Source organism: Chloroflexus sp. MS-CIW-1, from assembly GCF_030444705.1.
In the GTDB taxonomy this organism is placed as follows: Bacteria; Chloroflexota; Chloroflexia; order Chloroflexales; family Chloroflexaceae; genus Chloroflexus.
Genome location: NZ_JAUBWR010000001.1, coordinates 1,032,501 through 1,050,184 on the forward strand (window position 1 = coordinate 1,032,501; position 17,684 = coordinate 1,050,184).

Annotated in this window: 14 protein-coding genes and 1 other RNA gene (1 of these 15 only partly in view); 8 read left to right on the forward strand and 7 right to left on the reverse strand. The window is 53.4% G+C overall.

Annotation, left to right across the window (positions count from 1 at the left end):
• Positions 1–248, reverse strand: the 5' end (the start) of a protein-coding gene (locus QTO31_RS04105) for an InlB B-repeat-containing protein (protein WP_367620633.1). Its footprint begins 496 nt before the window's first position; only the first 248 of its 744 coding nucleotides appear in the window; the start codon lies at positions 246–248; the stop codon falls past the left edge of the window.
• A 667-nt stretch (positions 249–915) separates the two neighbouring features.
• Here QTO31_RS04105 and QTO31_RS04110 point away from each other — a divergent pair.
• Positions 916–1,730 (forward strand): IS5 family transposase gene (locus QTO31_RS04110; RefSeq protein ID WP_301428185.1). Its coding sequence is split into 2 segments (ribosomal slippage): positions 916–1,273 and positions 1,273–1,730, totalling 816 coding nucleotides; the frame shifts between segments, so codons are not numbered across the junction.
• A gap of 367 nt (positions 1,731–2,097) precedes the next feature.
• Here QTO31_RS04110 and QTO31_RS04115 read toward each other — a convergent pair.
• The 4 genes from QTO31_RS04115 to QTO31_RS04130 form a co-directional block, all read right to left on the reverse strand.
• Entirely contained in the window at positions 2,098–2,880 is a 783-nt protein-coding gene (locus tag QTO31_RS04115) for a succinate dehydrogenase/fumarate reductase iron-sulfur subunit (protein ID WP_031461091.1), read from the reverse strand.
• 74 nt (positions 2,881–2,954) lie between these two features.
• Positions 2,955–4,928 (reverse strand): fumarate reductase/succinate dehydrogenase flavoprotein subunit, encoded by a 1,974-nt coding sequence (locus QTO31_RS04120; RefSeq protein ID WP_301428186.1) that lies wholly within the window; start codon positions 4,926–4,928, stop codon positions 2,955–2,957.
• 38 nt (positions 4,929–4,966) lie between these two features.
• Positions 4,967–5,686: a succinate dehydrogenase cytochrome b subunit gene (locus QTO31_RS04125; RefSeq protein WP_031461089.1), complete on the reverse strand. Its 720-nt coding sequence runs from the start codon at positions 5,684–5,686 to the stop codon at positions 4,967–4,969.
• A gap of 462 nt (positions 5,687–6,148) precedes the next feature.
• On the reverse strand, positions 6,149–7,765 hold the full coding sequence (locus QTO31_RS04130; protein WP_301428187.1) for an ATP-binding protein: 1,617 nt from the start codon (positions 7,763–7,765) through the stop codon (positions 6,149–6,151).
• Positions 7,766–8,073: 308 nt separating this feature from the next.
• On the opposite strand from QTO31_RS04130, the gene QTO31_RS04135 reads away from it, so the two are divergent.
• The 3 genes from QTO31_RS04135 (at position 8,074) to QTO31_RS04145 (ending at position 10,815) form a co-directional block, all read left to right on the forward strand.
• Positions 8,074–8,580, forward strand: a complete 507-nt coding sequence (locus QTO31_RS04135; protein WP_031459539.1) for a hypothetical protein — start codon at positions 8,074–8,076, stop codon at positions 8,578–8,580.
• Positions 8,577–9,872 carry a glucosaminidase domain-containing protein gene (locus QTO31_RS04140; RefSeq protein WP_301428188.1) on the forward strand — a complete coding sequence of 432 codons (1,296 nt, stop codon included), beginning with the start codon at positions 8,577–8,579 and terminating at the stop codon, positions 9,870–9,872. Before QTO31_RS04135 ends, QTO31_RS04140 begins: the two co-directional genes overlap by 4 nt.
• Positions 9,873–10,161: 289 nt before the next feature.
• On the forward strand, positions 10,162–10,815 hold the full coding sequence (locus QTO31_RS04145) for a M23 family metallopeptidase (protein ID WP_031459537.1): 654 nt from the start codon (positions 10,162–10,164) through the stop codon (positions 10,813–10,815).
• 766 nt (positions 10,816–11,581) lie between these two features.
• On the opposite strand, the gene QTO31_RS04150 is transcribed toward QTO31_RS04145, so the two are convergent.
• Entirely contained in the window at positions 11,582–12,517 is a 936-nt protein-coding gene (locus QTO31_RS04150) for a hypothetical protein (RefSeq protein WP_301428189.1), read from the reverse strand.
• 611 nt (positions 12,518–13,128) lie between these two features.
• Positions 13,129–13,490: a transfer-messenger RNA gene (gene ssrA / locus QTO31_RS04155) on the reverse strand.
• Between the two features lie 331 nt (positions 13,491–13,821).
• Between ssrA and QTO31_RS04160 the strand changes: the two genes are divergently transcribed.
• From QTO31_RS04160 to QTO31_RS04175, 4 genes are all read left to right on the forward strand, one after another.
• Positions 13,822–15,468 (forward strand): acyl-CoA synthetase, encoded by a 1,647-nt coding sequence (locus QTO31_RS04160; protein ID WP_301428190.1) that lies wholly within the window; start codon positions 13,822–13,824, stop codon positions 15,466–15,468.
• A 315-nt stretch (positions 15,469–15,783) separates the two neighbouring features.
• A complete protein-coding gene (locus QTO31_RS04165) occupies positions 15,784–16,017 on the forward strand; it encodes a hypothetical protein (RefSeq protein WP_031459534.1) in 234 nt (77 codons plus the stop codon).
• Between the two features lie 195 nt (positions 16,018–16,212).
• Positions 16,213–16,761, forward strand: coding sequence for a bifunctional pyr operon transcriptional regulator/uracil phosphoribosyltransferase PyrR (pyrR, locus tag QTO31_RS04170; protein WP_031459533.1), 549 nt, complete (start codon positions 16,213–16,215; stop codon positions 16,759–16,761).
• The gene (locus QTO31_RS04175) at positions 16,754–17,680 is read left to right on the forward strand and encodes an aspartate carbamoyltransferase catalytic subunit (protein WP_301428191.1); all 927 of its coding nucleotides are present in this window, start codon (positions 16,754–16,756) and stop codon (positions 17,678–17,680) included. Before pyrR ends, QTO31_RS04175 begins: the two co-directional genes overlap by 8 nt.
• The last annotated feature ends 4 nt before the right edge of the window (positions 17,681–17,684 follow it).

Sequence of the window (17,684 nt, forward strand, 5' to 3'; positions counted from 1 at the left end):
CCATATCCACCATCCACCACCTGCCAGGTGGAAGGGATGCCCTCGCTGAAATCCTCTTCAAACAGCACCCGGGGCGGTCCAAAGGTGGCAGTGCAGGTCATGTTTCGCCTGATGTCCACCCAAATACTGGGCGAAGTGCCCGAACAATCTCCCGACCACCGGATAAAGCTTGAGCCGGGATCAGGGGTCGCTGTTAGCCGGATAATGATCTCGCTTTGATAGTTTTCTGTGCAGTCTCCAGACACCACGCCGGCAGAGATGGTGCAGTTAATCGCGTCATCCGAGCTTGTGACTTTTCCGCTGCCCCGACCCGCACCCCCTACGGTCAACGTAAAGTTGTCTGCGCATGGACAGGCACCTGCCAAGCTTGAGGAACTATGCCCAGGGCAATCAGCGCGATGAACAACATTTTAACCGCCCTTTTCACCCCATATCAATACGACAAATCGCGATGGTCTTGGGGTCAAGAACCCTCTGAGTTAGCCTCCCAGCCGTCTCTCTTTTCCCTGTCCTGATGCCCGGTAGCCATCCTGAAATTTGCCTTTTCCAACTCTGCAATCTTTGGTGCATGTATGGCTCGAAGATCTTGCTCCAAGACATAATTACACCTCCTCTTCTTTACACCTCCTTTATTGAAAAGCTCTCGCGAGATTTCTCCTCGACTTGATACATCATAGCTATCCTCCCGATAATCATACTACCTCCCTCCTTTGTTGAAAAGCTCTCGCGAGATTTCTCCTCCACATCCGTCCCACATAAGATTCATACGGCTCGTGGAAGGCAAATCCCATATAGAGCGAGCGGTTTATCTTTGTATGTAACCATTCTTGCAATCTTTGACAAACCGGGCAGACATCACTCTCAGAGAGTGTCTGAAATGTATCTGGTCGAGGGTTTTGATGGATACGTGATGGTATGAACGAACAGAACACACGAAAACCCTATCCTACCGACCTTACGGATGCCGAATGGCAACGGATTGCCCCCGCTCTGCCGGAACGGACGCCACGCCGAGGGCGACATCGCGTCTATGCGTACCGGGAGATGCTGAACGCCATCTTCGCTATCGTGCGCAGTGGGTGCGCCTGGCGGATGCGTCCTGATGACGTGCCTCCTTGGCAGACCGTGTCTCATTCCGTTCGGTTCTGGCAACGGGATGGGACCTGGGTACGCATCCATGCGGCCCTCCGCACGGACGTGCGCGTTGCCGCAGGGCGGGAGGCAGCACCGAGCGCTGCGATTCTCGACCGCCAGTCGGTCACAACGACCGAAAACGGGGGCCGCACGGGGCTGATGCTGGCAACAACGTCCACGGACGCACACGCCATCTGCTGGTGGATCCCGTGGGCGTGGTGGTGACGGTGGTGCATACCGCCGATATCCAAGACCGCGACGGGGTGCGGTTGGTGGTGGGCAACCTCCACGGGAAGCAGTCGCGCCTGCGGGTGATGTGGGCCGATGGGGGCGATGCTGACCAGGTGGTGGAATGGGCGCAGCGCGTTGGTGGCTGGCCCCTATACAGCAGCAAGCGTCCCGATGGGGTATCGCGCTTCCACGTGTTGCCGAGACTCTGGGTGGTGGAATGGACGGTTGCCTGGCTGGGGAGGTATCGTCGCTTGAGGAAGGACGACGACGCACGCACCGCTACGAGCGAAGCGTTCATTTATGTCGCCATGATTCACGTTATGGTCAGACGGTTGGCCCGCATCGATATCAACGACTCTTCATAGAATTTTCAGACACTCTCTCAGAGCCTATCCAAATAATCTATCATGACATCACGACGGATGAACCTTGTCAATAGATGTGCGAGGAAAGGCAAGGCGGTGCCTCGCCCTTACAGATGTCCACGACGATGATCACGGAGTGCCAATCCGACATCGCCTGTTGCAGCAGATTGATCGGGGCACTGCTATGCCCTGAAGCATAACAGCTCTGTACCCATCCATCCACCGACGGGTTGCATCCGTTTATACCGTGAGACGGTTATTCGGATAGCCACAATTCACACACCCCCTTCCGTGCCCTGTTTGGGAGCGGAAGGGGGCTGAAGGGATGGTAAGGGGCTGCTGAAACCACTGCCCCCTACCGATGCAGTTACCTAGTTGTAGCTGGCGCGATCGGCGTATTGGGTTCGATACCACGCAAGGCTGCCATGACCAAATCGCGGTTGAGCTGGGCAATAGTCTCGAGGCTGATCTCTTTAGGACAAACCGCCGCGCACTCACCAATATTGGTGCAGTTTCCGAAGCCCTCGAAATCAGCCTGGGCAACCATATTCACAACCCGCTGATAGCGTTCGGGTTGACCCTGCGGTAGTAGTGCCAGATGAGTAACTTTAGCAGCCGTAAACAACATCGCCGAGCCATTTGGACAGGCGGCAACACAAGCCCCACAGCCGATACAGGCAGCAGCATCCATTGCCCGATCAGCCGCTACCTTCGGCACCGGAATAGTATTGGCGTCAGGTGCCGAACCGGTACTGACACTGATATATCCTCCAGCTTGAATAATCCGGTCGAAGGCACTCCGGTCAACGACCAAATCCTTGATGATGGGGAACGCCGCAGCTCGCCATGGTTCGACCGTAATCGTGTCACCGTCGTTAAAGCTACGCATGTGCAACTGACAGGTCGTGATCGCATTCTTGGGGCCGTGCGCCACGCCATTGATCATTAGCGAGCACATGCCGCAAATACCTTCGCGGCAGTCGTGGTCAAAGGCAACCGGCTCTTCACCACGTGACACAAGTTCCTCGTTGAGCACATCGAGCATCTCGAGGAACGACATATCAGGGCTAACGTTGTCCATCACGTAGGTCTTGAACTCGCCGGGAGTGTTGCGGTTCTTTTGCCGCCAGATCTTCAGTGTGATCTTCATACTCTATACTCCGGTCACCGGCTGGTGAGGCCAACCGGTGACAATAAAACTAATCTCAGACGACGATAGTCGGATCACTTATAGCTGCGCTGAGTCGGCTTCACGTACTCAAAGACCAGCGGCTCTTTGTGCAGACGTGGCCTGGCGAGATCGCCGGTAAATTCCCACGCTGCTACATACGAGAACTGCTCATCGTTCCGTAGCGCTTCACCTTCTGGAGTTTGATACTCTTCGCGGAAGTGACCACCACAGGACTCTTCGCGATGAAGTGCATCAAGGCACATCAGCTCAGCCAATTCAAGAAAATCGGCGACTCGTCCTGCCTTTTCCAGAGCCTGATTGAGGTCACTCGCTTCGCCGGGTACATTGACATTCTCCCAAAACTCGGCACGAATCTCGGGGATACGCTGCAATGCTTCACGCAAACCGGCTGCATTGCGCGCCATCCCACACTTATCCCACATCAGTTTACCCAGCTCGCGGTGGAACGAGTCAACGGTACGCTTGCCACGAGCGTTCATCAAGCGATGAACACGCTGATGAACTTCAGCTTCCACCTCAGCAAACTCAGGACGATCGATGCTGATGCCACCGGGCTTCACCTGGGCAAGGAAATTCGCGATAGTGTAGGGTAGGATGAAATATCCATCGGCCAATCCCTGCATCAACGCCGAAGCACCAAGCCGATTAGCCCCGTGATCCGAGAAGTTAGCCTCGCCGATCACAAACAGACCGGGGATCGTACTTTGCAGGTTATAGTCAACCCACAAACCACCCATTGTATAGTGAGGTGCGGGATAAATCCGCATCGGCGTCTCATACGGATCCTCGCCGGTAATCTGCTTGTACATATCGAAGAGATTACCGTAGCGTTCAGCGATCTTCTGTCGTCCTAGGCGCTTAATTGCATCGGAGAAATCCAGATAGACCCCTAATCCACCAGGGCCCACACCGCGGCCTTCATCACAGACCTGCTTGGCAGCCCGTGAGGCAATATCGCGCGGAACCAGATTGCCGAAGCTCGGATAACGCTCTTCAAGATAGTAGTCGCGTTCGGATTCGGGAATATCTTGCGGACGACGGGTATCACCCTTCTTCTTCGGCACCCAGATGCGACCGTCATTACGCAGTGACTCGGACATCAACGTCAGTTTGCTCTGATATTCACCACTCACCGGAATACAGGTTGGGTGAATCTGCGTAAAGCAAGGATTACCGAAGAAGGCGCCACGGCGATGCGCACGCCAGATAGCCGTCGCATTACATCCTTTCGCGTTCGTACTGAGATAGAAGACATTACTATAGCCACCAGTCGCCAGTACCACTGCATCGGCTGCATAGCGCGAAATCTTACCGGTGACCAGATCACGAACAATGATTCCGCGTGCCCGGCCATCAACCACAACGAGATCGAGCATCTCGGTGCGGGGGAACATCTTCACCGTACCGGCCGCAATCTGACGACTAAGCGCCTGATACGCACCAAGCAATAATTGCTGACCGGTCTGACCGCGCGCATAGAAGGTACGGGCTACTTGCGCCCCACCGAACGAGCGGTTGTCAAGCAAGCCACCATATTCACGGGCAAACGGCACGCCCTGGGCAACACACTGATCAATAATATTCACCGAAACCTGTGCCAGGCGATAAACATTACTCTCGCGGGCGCGGAAATCACCACCCTTTACCGTATCGTAAAAGAGTCGGTAAATGCTGTCACCATCGTTGCGGTAGTTCTTCGCTGCGTTAATGCCACCCTGGGCAGCAATACTATGCGCACGACGCGGACTATCCTGATAGCAGAAGCAGAGCACATTGTAACCAGCTTCACCCAGAGTCGCCGCCGCTGAAGCTCCGGCCAGACCAGAACCAACCACGATGATCGTGTATTTGCGTCGGTTAGCCGGATTGACCAGCTTCATCTCGAAGCGGTGCTTATCCCAGCGTTGCTCAATTGGACCACTCGGTACCTTAGAATCTAGCGCGCTTACAAACTCTATTTGCCGCGTGCCGGTGCGAACTGTCGTTTCGTTCTTCGTCTCGCTCATGCGGGTTCCTCGCTCTTCTAGCGTTGGTTGGTGATCTTCTACGCGACAAAGCCAAAGTAGACCGCCAATGGGAAGGAAACATTACCAATAAAGACGGCTGCTGCAATCAAAATGGCTAAACCGCGCAACAGGCGATCATACGTGCGGTTATTCCAACCCAACGTTTGAAACATGCTCCAGACCCCATGGTACAAATGTAAACCGAGAAACACCATGGTCAGGAGATAAAAGCCAACGATAAATGGGTTCTGAAAGCCATACACGACATTGCTATAGGTTTCGTATACACCGTCGTGAGGATGGAGAAATTGTCCTGGTTCATAACCAACGATACCAAAGGTTAGATGCAGGATATGATAAATAATAAAGAAGAAGATTAGCACACCACCAAACCGCATCGTGTAATCGGCATACCCTGATTGCCGCTTATGCTGACCATAGCGACGCACCGTTGAAATGCTATTTGCTCGGATGCTGCGCTGGCTTTGCAACGTTAGACTAGTAGCGGCCCAGATGTGGAGGAAAACCGAGGCAAGTAACACAAAGCGTGCGATCCAGAGCAGATGCTCGTGACCGAAGACCGGATAACCAAGTTCGCGCAATCCGGCTGCGTAAGCGTTGTACACTTCAGGGCCCTGATACATCTTCAGATTGCCGTACATGTGAAAGACGACAAAGCCGACGAGAATGAAGCCGGTCAGCGCCATTATCACCTTTTTACCGACCGACGTGCGGGTGAGGGTGAGCACTCCTGTCATCGTTCCATCCTTCCCAGAACAACATCTGCACAACAAAAACAGATGATTAGTAACCGCCGGCTAGAGCCAGCAGCAGGGAAATACCTGTGACTTATCCCACGAAGTATCTTGCTCTGTAGAATTATAACGGAATTACGATCAATTGTCTACCGAATGCAACGATGCAGTAATACCTTGTGAAGAAAGACACGAGGCTTCGCAAAGCGCTAGATCGCTTTCTTAGCCCAAGCCAATGGAACCGTGCAGAACCCTTCGATCTTGAATCGATAGCAAAAAAGTCTGCAAGGAAGTGCATATTATGCCGCAAACGATAGTGGATGGCTAGAGGTGTTAGGAATAAGTTAGGGTTGTTCAACGTTTTCATCCTACACAGCAATGGTGCAGAGTCTTAGCCCTGAAAACGTTGAAAACCCCTCTGGATGAGACCCGATCACGCACAGATAGGCCAGCAGGGTGGAATGATTAGAGATCCAGCCGAACCTTAGCCCCAAAGTTCTTCTTCTCCTTACTGGGGAAATACGAGAGGCATGCAGCATCGAGCAAATCAGGACTCAGAGTTGGCGTCTCCATATTGTAACGGGCAATCGCGATCAATTGATCAAGAATATCACGCGGCTGACACATCCGAAACGGCCGTTGATCAGGACGAAACCACTTCGCGATCAGATAATCGATACTCCGATCATCGTAGGGCACCTTACGCACTCGACACATAATCTTCCAAATCTCTCGCCATTGTTCTTCCGTCGGATCGATAATCTCGATCTTAAATTTGATCCGACGCAGGAGTGCATCGTCACCTAGGTCTTTCGGATCAAGATTTGTACTGAACATGATGAGCTGATCGAATGGAATCTGTATCTTCTGCCCTGAAACAGTGTTAAGAAAGTCATAACGCTTTTCCAACGGCACAATCCAGCGATTGAGGAGATCGAAAACTCGTACTTGTTGCCGACCAAAGTCATCGATGAGGAAGATGCCACAGTTTGCTTTCATCTGAAACGGCGCTTCGTACACTTTTGAGGTCGGGTTGTATACCAGATTGAGTTGTTCGAGGGTTAATTCACCACCGACAATCACCACCGGACGACTGATCCGAATCCAGCGATGGTCGTACTCGGTATCTTCCGGTAAAGGCCGCCGCGGCGGCTCGTGGATAACCGAGTCGTACAACTTGATAATCGCACCATCGGCATACACTGCATACGGAATAAAGATGTCGTCACCCATCAGGTAGGTGATCCGTTCGGCAATCGTCGTCTTGCCGTTGCCAGGATACCCAAACAGCATAACCGACGAGCCAGAGTTTACCGCCGGCCCCACCATGTTCAAGATAGACTCATCGATCACCAACCCCTCAAACGCATCCCGGATATTGCGCCGGGTAACCTTCACATTCTTCACCGTCTGTGCCTTCACCGACTCGATCCACTGTTCAAGCGGCACCGGACAAACACCCGTATATTGCACTTTTTCCATTGCCGCTTGCGCTGCGGTCTGACCACGCGGTGTCAATACATATTCGTAATTGATGTCGCCAAAACCACGTTGACCGACAATATCGATCTGTTCAACGTTCCGCAAATCGATAATAATCTGCTCAATGATCCGGTAAAACAATCCCATAGCTGCGGCCAGCTCCATACCGGTGGCCCGTCCTTTGTTGTAGAGAATGCGCAGGAATTGCTCGGTGAGGAAGGTTCGGTTTAGTCCGGTTTCCTCCAGAGTTGCTGGTTGTGCAGGCAGAAACGAATTATTCAGTTGCGGGCGTGCTTCATCATCGGTCGGTGGCGGATCGCCAAGCATACGCAGCGTCGCTACGTTTTCACCCCGTGCCCGTGCTTCACCGATCAAGCGTTCGAGATCGCTGACGTGCATCTGAAGATGGAGCAGAGCATCGACATCATTTTTGGCTTGCGCTTCTTTTAAGCAAGCATATACGGCACGAGCGACGGTGTATTTGACACCGTCAATGTAAAGGTGATGACAATACTCTTGATTACGCACATAACAATCGCGCGGATGGCTCTTGCGTGCCAGCATTTCGTCATACGAACGTTGATCAAGAAGATAGCGCATATACACCTCATCGAGACATACTATATCGAGTGGGAAAAGTCGCTGCTTTCATGGGGACAGAGAGGCAACATTGCCAGGAGATTTGCTGGTTGTTATTGTACCGTCTCCGGCGAACCACAGTACTACCAAAAGACAGGGTTTGGCAGCGAATATGCCCGATCGTCATCAAAAATGGGCTTGACGAGTGTCACGGTTTCTATTAGAATTAGAACAAAAGTTCTAATTCTAGAACTGTGCGACGCTACTATCTGGTGGATAATTCCACCATTGCGTAAACAGGATGGCGCCTGCCAGGAAGGAGGGCTGGAATGGCCGTTACCAGTCGTGAAATCCCACCGGTGCGACAAGTCTACAACTTTGGTCAGTTGCTACGAGGTTTCATGCACATCCTGGTCATCATTGCACTGACGATACTGATCAGTATCATCGCCGAATCTGGTCGTGTCTTCCTTGACGATTGGCGCTACGGACGGCCACGAACAACCCATTTATCCGGCTACGCCGGCTTACCTGCCGAACGATCCGGTCAGCCCTCGCGATTTATTGCGCTCAACCTCGACCGGCAGGTCGTCATCATTGTCATACCCGGAGGTGATGTCAGACAACTGCAAACGTGGCAGGGGCCATATCTGTTTGGGTTACACGAAGATCTGACACCTGTGGTATTATCGTTAAAAGATGAAGACCGGGATGGTCTGGCGGATCTCCTGGTCACCATTCACCAGGAACAACTGGTGTACCTGAACCGCGATGGCACGTTTCGACTCCCGACACCGGAAGAATGGTATCGGCTAGCTCAGGAGCGGGACAAGTGAGCACATTCTCCAATCGCAAACAACGAACAAGGCGGCTGGGACAGCCTCTCTTTCCCATCGCAGACCCGGAGATCGTGCACTTGCCGACACAGCCGCTAGCCGATCTCATTGCCGACCTCGACAAGGCACTAACACCGGCGCCATCAGAGCATCCTCGGGCAACAGAACCGCTCGGTCTGCAAATTCCGGCAGAGATTCGAGCGGCTTATGAACGTACCCGTCAGCCAGTTCGTTCTCCTGCACCTGCTTATCAACCTCGCCAGCCGGCCAATGGTCAGCGCACCGATACTGTACCTGGAACGTCAGCGAGTGGTCGCCTACCCTGCACACCTGATCGCGAGCCAACAAATGCACATCGAGCCGGTAGCGGAACCACCAGGTCACATACGTCTTCCACATCTGCTGTGCAGCGCGGAACACCGGCGGGTATCCCAACGAACGTTGCCTCCTCTGAGGGACCGAGAGCTGCCTTATCGCGTCGACCATCGTCCAGCACAGACCCGGCGCCGACGGCATGGGCAATAGCTGAAAGACCTCGTGGCGAGCGGCCCCTGCCATTTGTACCGGTACCAACAGAGCTTGCCGATGAACTGGTATTACCGTCATCAACATATTACCAGGCCAAGCCGCTATCGATGGCAAGGTTGTTTAATCATCCCATCATCATGCTGGGAATTTCGGTTATCAGTATTGTCGTCATCGTGCTATGGTTCATCATCACTTTTCAATCACCGATCTTGAGTCTCCAGTATGCGGTTGGGAACGAACGGACTATCGCGGGCAATATCGCATCGGCAACCAGACCGCTGCCAGCTCGCGGTGATTACCGATTACGTACCGCACCCAGTCTCTCACCTGAGCAGATTGATCAGATTTTGCGTAGTTATGGATCGCCGGCAACCGGTACCGGTGAAATCTGGTATCGGCTCGGTGTTGAATACAATATCGATCCAGCCTACGCGCTGGCGTTTTTCATTCACGAAAGCGGTGCCGGTACCAATCCAAATTGGGCTGGTTTGAAACCTGATGGCCGTACAACGCATAATGTCGGTAATATTATCTGCGCCGGTTATCCGACGTGCTATGGCCGCTTCCGTGATTACCCGGATTGGGCGACCGGTATCGCTGATTGGTATCGTTTAATAGATGTTGAATATATTCGTGGTAGAGGTTTGCAGACGGTGACTGATGTCATCCCAATCTACGCGCCATCTATTGAGAATGATGTTCAAGGCTATATCAACGTCGTTACCCGTCTAGTCGATCAATGGCGTGCGGGCAATATCCCTTGATGAGACGATTGGAAGATCATCAAGCCGATTGAGACATCACGCCTGCGTTTGGCAAACAAGTTGCGCAGAAGACCTGCGCTGTATCATATGTTACGCTGTGTCTACACGCCGTCCACTGAGTATGCACCTCTGAGGAAGCAGACATAGCAACATGCGGTCGCCAAACAGGCGGGTTGAAACTTATCTCTACCGTGTACGCACGGATGTAAAGATGTTCCAGCCATATTCGAGACCAACAGACCTGCTCCTGCGTTCATAAGCGATACGGTATTTGTTTTCAGAACTTGATATGCGAAACCTTTCAGTTCTTATTCTGGCCGTTATCTCGTTATTGGGGTTCATTCTGTTCCAGCACATGAGCAGGGCTGAATCTCGAATTCTCAGTACCTGGCGCGGACCGATGAGCGCTGGTGAGGCGTTAGCCGCCAGTATGAGCGACGTTCAGAGCCTGACCGGCATGGCGGAGCCACAGGGACGGGGGCTTGATGCAACACTCGTACCGACCGGTAACCCATTACGAGCTGCCAATACGGTCATGACTCAGGGGTATGGCGTCGGTACACACGCACCGGCATCCATATGGGGAGCTATCGATCTGGCCATTGACGGAAATGGCGATGGGCAGGCCGATCCTGAAGGAACCTGGAACCATCCGGTCTATGCCACTCATGCCGGTCAGGTAACGATCACTCTCAATAGCTGGCCAGCGGGTAATCACGTCTGGATTGTCAACCAGCTCTACCGCACCGGCTATGCCCACCTCGCCAGTATTGCTGTCAGTGATGGGCAGTGGGTCAAACCTGGTGATGTCATTGGATATGTCGGTTCGACTGGTATGTCTAGTGGGCCGCATCTCGATTATCAGGTCTGGGTATGGCAAGATAACCGGTGGGTCAATCAGAATCCGCTCAATTATCAGGTGTTTGAACAGCCAACCCGCTAAATTCATAATCACATTTTCGAGAAGGTACTTCCGGTAATCGGCAGGACTTTTCAACGTTTTCCCGCTACCTGGCGTGGAATGACCTGTCCGCCGTGCGTGTAGTAGCATGTCCCGTTCTGACGGTACTCTGCCCCCTAGACTCGCCGATGATGCGTGTGACCGCAGCAGGCGGGAAGGGTTCCCCATCCTCGCAAGCGGAGCCTGGGGTGGTAGTATGCTGGTGCGCCAAACGGATGGTTGCCGACAATGAGCTTATCCGAATAATCGGTCATCATATCACGACATATCACGACGGATGAACCTCGTCAATGGATGTACAACGATGCACGAGAAGGGACGAGGCGACGCCTCAATCCTACAAGAATCCACGACGATGGTCACGGAAAACCTATCCGACCTATCCTGTCGCAGCAGCAGATTCGGTTGGGACGCAGCGGCGCTGCGCCCGTCCATCCATCGGTAGTTTGCATCCGTTGCCCTGTGAGACGGGTATTCAGATAAGAACTACACTACCATAGGCCGAGGGCTTGTAGCCCGTATGCGCAGATAACCGCGTGGATCGAGAGTCAGCGGTAGCCGATGAGTGATGTTCTTCGGGGTTGCTCTACCGCTGAACCGCTCAGTCATCAGATGTACGCCAAAGCAGAGAACTCTGAAAAGCCTCGGCTTATCCCTCTCACGTAGACTGAATATTCGTGCGTTTTCTCGTCTCTGACGCCAAAAGTCAGTAAAAACAGGACCAACTCCTAACCCCTCAGTCACGTTTTCAGAAAACTTTCTGCGACGGCGATTGCTCAAGCTCAAGGATTGCTTGCCTCGCCAGCGTTGGCTTCGGGCTGTACTCATAGGTGGCAGGCTGATCAGCATCAGCAGCGCGATGAGCCTCGTGTACTATACCATTTTGAAGATCGCCACAGGCCATCTCATATCTACCACACCTGCTTAACAATTCAGCGAGGCGAGCCTGAAGTTGACCACGCATCGCAGCCGGGCAAGCTGGAACCAGGCGTGATGCCTGAGCAATGCAGGTTTCAGCTTTAACACGCTGCCCCTGGTCAAGTAAATGAGTGGTCAATGCACAATAAGCGATCACGCGATCTATCGGACGGCGAGCAGCATTGATTGCGTATTGCAGGTAATTCTCAATCTGATCGTTCATCTTCATACCACCGTTCATTTCTACAGTTCCTACACCTACATCTGACATAGGCTTGCATATCGTATCGCTAAGCTGAATAAGCATGTGGAATTGTTCAGATTCGATTAATGCCTCAATTACTGCCACAATCAAGGCTCCATGGATGACTGCATCTCTGGGATCGATCTGGTATACCTGCCAAAAATATCTGACTGCGACTCGCGGTCGATTGAGAGCCAGGGCACTTATCCCTGAAAGCCAACGAGCTTCGATAGCAAAGGGATTGAGCCATTTGATAATCTGGGCCAACTGCATCGCTTCGTGGTATTGTCTCCGAACCAGACACTGTTTTGCCTGAGCGGTAAGGAGCAACCGAACCATCAGCCAGAGACTGAACAACCCGCAAAGGAATATGTTTATGAAGGCCACCCCTCCCAGCACTATCCACAGCGCTGTCACGACAATAACGGGCAATTCAGGCCAGCGTAGAAACATTCGCCTGGGCCGGTAGCGAGCAAGAAGCTCTGGCAGAGACGGTTGTCCATCAGGTTGTTGCGTGCCCATAGCTACTCCTTCGCGCGAGCGATATAGTCCAGACAAAGCAAGGACTACACCATGTCTGTAGTTTGGTTGACCCAACGTCGCTAGATCATTCACTCCTGCAATCCATCGTCATACGATACGGCTACGTACAGCGTAACAGGCAGATGTGACAACTACGGTCACATTGGACGAAACTTTTTCACAATCTCCGGCTCACGGAGTAGTTTTTCATCGAGCGTTCCGGTACATGGCGAAGACATCGTATGATCCTTTCGTTGGTGGCTGAAGTGAGTTGTATCGACCGACCGTCATCCTCGCTCTACCTAAAGAGACGTCGTTCAGACCACGTTTTCAGCACGAATGTTGCCAGGTAATGAATGTCCCTCCAATCTCCGAATGGCAGCGGAGGAGGGCCAGAGAAAGGTGAGGGAGTGCCAGGTCAACGGCAAGCCATCAGTCGGCGATCAACACACCCGCGCTTTCCTGCTTGCAGGCGGGATAACATCTGTTCAGCGTCACACCAATCTGATAGCGGAACGAAGCGAGGACCTGCATCGCTAATAGCGGGATGGATTGGTGAGGCAGTCAGCAGAAAAACGAAGCGCGGAGCAATGTGCTCCGCGCCGTTCGTATGGTGGAGATGGGGGGAGTCGAACCCCCGTCCAGAGAGCTAGACCGCAGACATCTACAGGTTTAGCCCCTCGCTTGATCTCGCCCGCAGTCGCACGAGTGGCAGAGCGACCGTTGGGCCAGCCTGATGTCTTAGCCGATAGCGTCCAGGCTTGCGCTACCGGAGCACCCGACTGATGACGCTCGACCTACAACCATCGGGGGAGCTGTAGCGAGCGCGCCGCTATATCTTAAGCGGCGAGGGCCAGCCGAGGCTGAACCCGAGTGTTGGTGTTGGCAGTTGTTGCCTTGCCCCTTTTACGTGACTGGGCGACACGACCTGCAGTCTACGATGTTCACTCCCTGTCGAAACCAGAGCATCCCCGCAGCCGTATTGATAGTATAGCTCGTTTCAGTGCGATGTCAATCGGTCTTGCGATAGAAATTTGTTAATGACGATTGCACGTTCGTTATCAAGCAACGCAAAACCGATTATAATATGTCCAATATCTCCCGTGCGGTTGCCTGGAATCTGAAGTGAGCGCGAGAAATTGACCGGTGTAGAGTATTCGTCTCACCGTGTCTCACGAATGATCAGCCGGTGTCTACAAAGACCAGGTAACATTCCACACTTCGCGCCATTCGCTTCCTGCCGGGAAGCAGGAGGGCAACGAACCTACGTGCACGATACTGCCGACGATAGGAAGGAGCGCACTATGCACATGTACGAGCTTGGCCTGGAGAAGAACGCGGCAAACTACACACCCTTAACCCCCCTCTCATTCCTTAAGCGGACGGCGATGGTGTATCCCAATCTACCGGCAATTATCCATGGCGAGCGGCGTTACACTTGGTCTCAGGTATACGAGCGAACCCGGCGATTGGCTTCGGCGCTGCGTGCAATCGGCGTGGGATACCGCGATACAGTGGCAGCAATCCTGAGCAATACACCTGAGATGTATGAATGCCACTTTGGGGTACCGGGCGCTGGCGCCGTTCTTAACACCATTAACGTGCGTCTGGATGCTGCAACCATTGCTTTCATTCTCAACCACGGTGAAGCCAAAGTCTTGATTACCGACCGCGAATTTGCGCCGGTTGTCAAAGCTGCGCTTGAGCTGCTTGATCGGCCAATCATGATCATCGACGTTGATGACCCGATGTACATTGGCCCGGGCGATCGTTTAGGAACCGTTGATTATGAAGAGTTTCTTGCCGGTGGTGATCCTTCATTCGATCTCATCTATCCACCTGACGAATGGGAGGCGATTACGCTTAACTACACCTCCGGCACGACCGCAAACCCGAAGGGTGTCGTATATCACCACCGTGGTGCCTATCTCAATGCGCTCTCGAACATTGTGTCGTGGGGAATGCCTCATCACGCCGTGTACCTGTGGACTCTTCCTATGTTCCACTGCAACGGCTGGTGTTTTCCCTGGACAATGGCCGCTAACGCGGGAACGAATATTTGTCTGCGTAAAGTCGATGCAGCAGCGATCTGGCATGCTATCGAGACATACCGCGTAACGCATTACTGTGGTGCGCCGATAGTGCATTCAATGATTGCAAATAATGCGCCACCGCACTGGCGCGAAGGGCGCGGTACCCATAAAGTCAGTGGCTTGATTGCCGCTGCTCCGCCACCGGCTGCCGTATTGCAGGCAATGGCCGAGATTGGTTTTGATATTACCCACGTCTACGGTCTGACCGAGACCTACGGTCCGGCAGCGGTTTGCGCCAAACAACCTGACTGGCACACACTGCCGATCGCAGACCAAGCGCATCTCAACGGTCGGCAAGGAGTTACCTATCACGCCCAAGAGGCCATCAGTGTCCTTGATCCGACTACGATGCAACCGGTACCCTGGGATGGTCAGACAATGGGTGAAGTGATGTTCCGCGGCAACATTGTGATGAAAGGATACCTCAAAAATCCAGCCGCCACCGAAGCGGCCTTCCGTGATGGTTGGTTCCATTCAGGCGATCTAGCCGTGGTGCATCCCGATGGCTATATCAAGATTACCGACCGCGCAAAGGATATTATCATTTCAGGTGGCGAAAACATTTCGTCTATCGAGGTTGAAGATGCGCTCTACAAACATCCAGCGGTGATGCTGGCAGCCGTGGTCGCCGCACCCGACCCGAAATGGGGTGAGGTTCCTCACGCTTTTATCGAGCTACGAGAAGGAGTAACGGTGACCGAGGAGGAGTTACAGCAACATTGTCGGCGCTTTTTGGCCGGGTATAAGATACCGAAAAAGTTTACATTTGGCCCGCTACCGAAGACCTCAACCGGTAAAATCCAGAAGTTTATTCTGCGCGAACAAGCCCGTTCACGCCAGGCAATCGCCGAGGTATGAAACGTGAGCTAGCAAGCAGTATGTTCCTCGTAAGGGCGGGTTTGGTATATGGGTTTGTAAAGTTTTTCTGTATCCGGCAGTAGTGAGGGAGAAGAGATAAAGATAGGGAACGGGAGCGAGCGGTTCCCAACCCGTTCGCAGCACGCGCAGAGGCGCGCAGCTTCCCGTTCCGACCGGTCTGCCCAACAACACCCTGTTGTCTTGTCAATCATACATGACGCGCCAAGTTACCCCCCCACAAGGGGGGGCCTGGGAGAGTAATGGAGCGCTGATGCGCCAACCAGTGGGTTGCTATGCACCGCACAACGCGAGCCAATGGCCCGCGATCCTAGGCAAGCGGCGCTGGTCGGGGATCGTCATCAGCGGGTTCGTGATGTTCGTCAGTCGCTCTCCGTTGTTGAACAGTTCACGCATCGCGTGCAACCTCAAGCTGAACACCTCGAAACGCCCTGGGTTTTGAACCTGCCTGTACCGTTCTCTACTACTAGTACTGCGCAAAGAATTTTCAAGATCACGCTGACCTCACATCGTGTTTTCATCAATCCGTAATCTCTCCCCATCCCCTCTATTTGACGCTCAGAATGGGCTATGGTACGATCCATCTGCCTTTAATACAGCCCCGTGAGGCTGTGAAGGAGATGTTTCATGAACAACCGCTTCCTCAAGCTGATCATGCCGCCTTGCCCATTCCTTTGCCCGTGGGCAGGGTTTTTTGTGCGCAGTCCGTTAGTTGCGGAGGAAGGTATGAGCAACGAAAAACAGATCCTATCGGCAGATGAGATCCGACGCGCCCTCGTGCGCATTGCCCATGAAATTGACGAGCGCAACGGCGGTCTGCGTAACGTAGCTCTCGTCGGGATTCGGAGTCGCGGTGTACCGCTGGCCGAACGGATTGCAGCAGCCATCGCCGATTTTGATGGTACGCGAGTGCCGATTGGTCAACTCGATATTACGCTCTACCGCGATGATCTCAAGCTGCGTGGCCCGGCTCCGCGAGTACGTAAGACCGATGTGCCTTTTGATATTACCGGAAAAACGGTCGTACTGGTAGATGATGTTCTGTTTACCGGTCGCACCGTGCGCGCAGCACTCGATGCGATTGCCGATCTCGGACGCCCGGCCCGTATTCAGTTAGCCGTTTTGATTGATCGTGGTCACCGTGAATTGCCCATTCGTGCTGACTTTGTCGGTAAGAATGTGCCGACCGCGCTCTCTGAACGGGTAATGGTACGCCTACGTGAAACCGACGGGGTTGATGAAGTTGTGATCCAGCGAGGTACCGTCAATGATTGAACAACGTCGTCATGTGATCGATCTTGATGATTTCAGTGCTACCGAGATTGAAGAGATTCTCGAAACGGCTGAAAGTATGCGTGAGGTGTTGGGGCGCGAGATCAAGCAAGTGCCAGCCTTACGTGGGAAGACGGTCGTCAATATGTTTTTTGAAGAGAGCACCCGTACCCGCATCTCCTTTGAGCTGGCAGCGCGAGCATTGTCGGCGAATGTGGTGGCTTTCACCGCTCGCGGAAGCAGTGTTGAGAAGGGCGAATCGCTTGTTGATACGGTGCGAACGTTGCAAGCCCTGGGAGCCGATATTATCGTTATGCGGCACAGCCAATCGGGTGCCCCCTATCTGGTAGCCCACCACTTTCGTGGCTCGTTGATTAACGCTGGTGATGGTCGCCACGCTCACCCTACGCAGGCCCTGCTTGATCTCTACACGATGCGGAGTCGCTTTGGTCAGATCAGGGGGCTTAAGGTCGTGATCGTGGGCGATATTTTACATAGCCGGGTAGTACGCTCTAACCTGTGGGGGCTGATTCGACTGGGCGCCCACGTGACCCTGTGTGGCCCGCCAACGCTCATCGGGCCGGCAGCGTTCTGGACAGCAACATGGCCCCAGCTACGGATTGCACACGAACTAGACCCGTTGCTGCCCGATGCCGATGTCGTGATGGCATTACGCTTGCAGAAGGAACGGATGCAGAGCGGATTGTTACCGGCGTTACGCGAGTATACCCGCATCTACGGCCTGACTGCCGAACGCCTAGCCCGTTTACCGGCTCATGCAATCGTGATGCATCCTGGCCCGATGAATGAGGGAATTGAGATTTTTCCTGAAGTGGCAACCGCATCCCCATCGGTTATCGAAGAGCAGGTTACCAATGGGGTTGCCGTCCGTATGGCGTTACTCTATCGGATGGCCGGTTGAAAGG

Excerpts from the sequence above, each read along its gene's own strand:
- QTO31_RS04160 (WP_301428190.1), top strand. The coding sequence starts at position 13,822 with ATGCACATGTACGAGCTTGGCCTGGAGAAGAACGCGGCAAACTACACA.
- QTO31_RS04150 (WP_301428189.1), bottom strand. The coding sequence starts at position 12,517 with ATGGGCACGCAACAACCTGATGGACAACCGTCTCTGCCAGAGCTTCTT.
- QTO31_RS04175 (WP_301428191.1), top strand. The coding sequence starts at position 16,754 with ATGATTGAACAACGTCGTCATGTGATCGATCTTGATGATTTCAGTGCT.
- QTO31_RS04125 (WP_031461089.1), bottom strand. The coding sequence starts at position 5,686 with ATGACAGGAGTGCTCACCCTCACCCGCACGTCGGTCGGTAAAAAGGTG.
- QTO31_RS04145 (WP_031459537.1), top strand. The coding sequence starts at position 10,162 with ATGCGAAACCTTTCAGTTCTTATTCTGGCCGTTATCTCGTTATTGGGG.
- QTO31_RS04135 (WP_031459539.1), top strand. The coding sequence starts at position 8,074 with ATGGCCGTTACCAGTCGTGAAATCCCACCGGTGCGACAAGTCTACAAC.
- QTO31_RS04120 (WP_301428186.1), bottom strand. The coding sequence starts at position 4,928 with ATGAGCGAGACGAAGAACGAAACGACAGTTCGCACCGGCACGCGGCAA.
- QTO31_RS04130 (WP_301428187.1), bottom strand. The coding sequence starts at position 7,765 with ATGCGCTATCTTCTTGATCAACGTTCGTATGACGAAATGCTGGCACGC.
- QTO31_RS04165 (WP_031459534.1), top strand. The coding sequence starts at position 15,784 with ATGGCCCGCGATCCTAGGCAAGCGGCGCTGGTCGGGGATCGTCATCAG.
- pyrR (WP_031459533.1), top strand. The coding sequence starts at position 16,213 with ATGAGCAACGAAAAACAGATCCTATCGGCAGATGAGATCCGACGCGCC.
- QTO31_RS04115 (WP_031461091.1), bottom strand. The coding sequence starts at position 2,880 with ATGAAGATCACACTGAAGATCTGGCGGCAAAAGAACCGCAACACTCCC.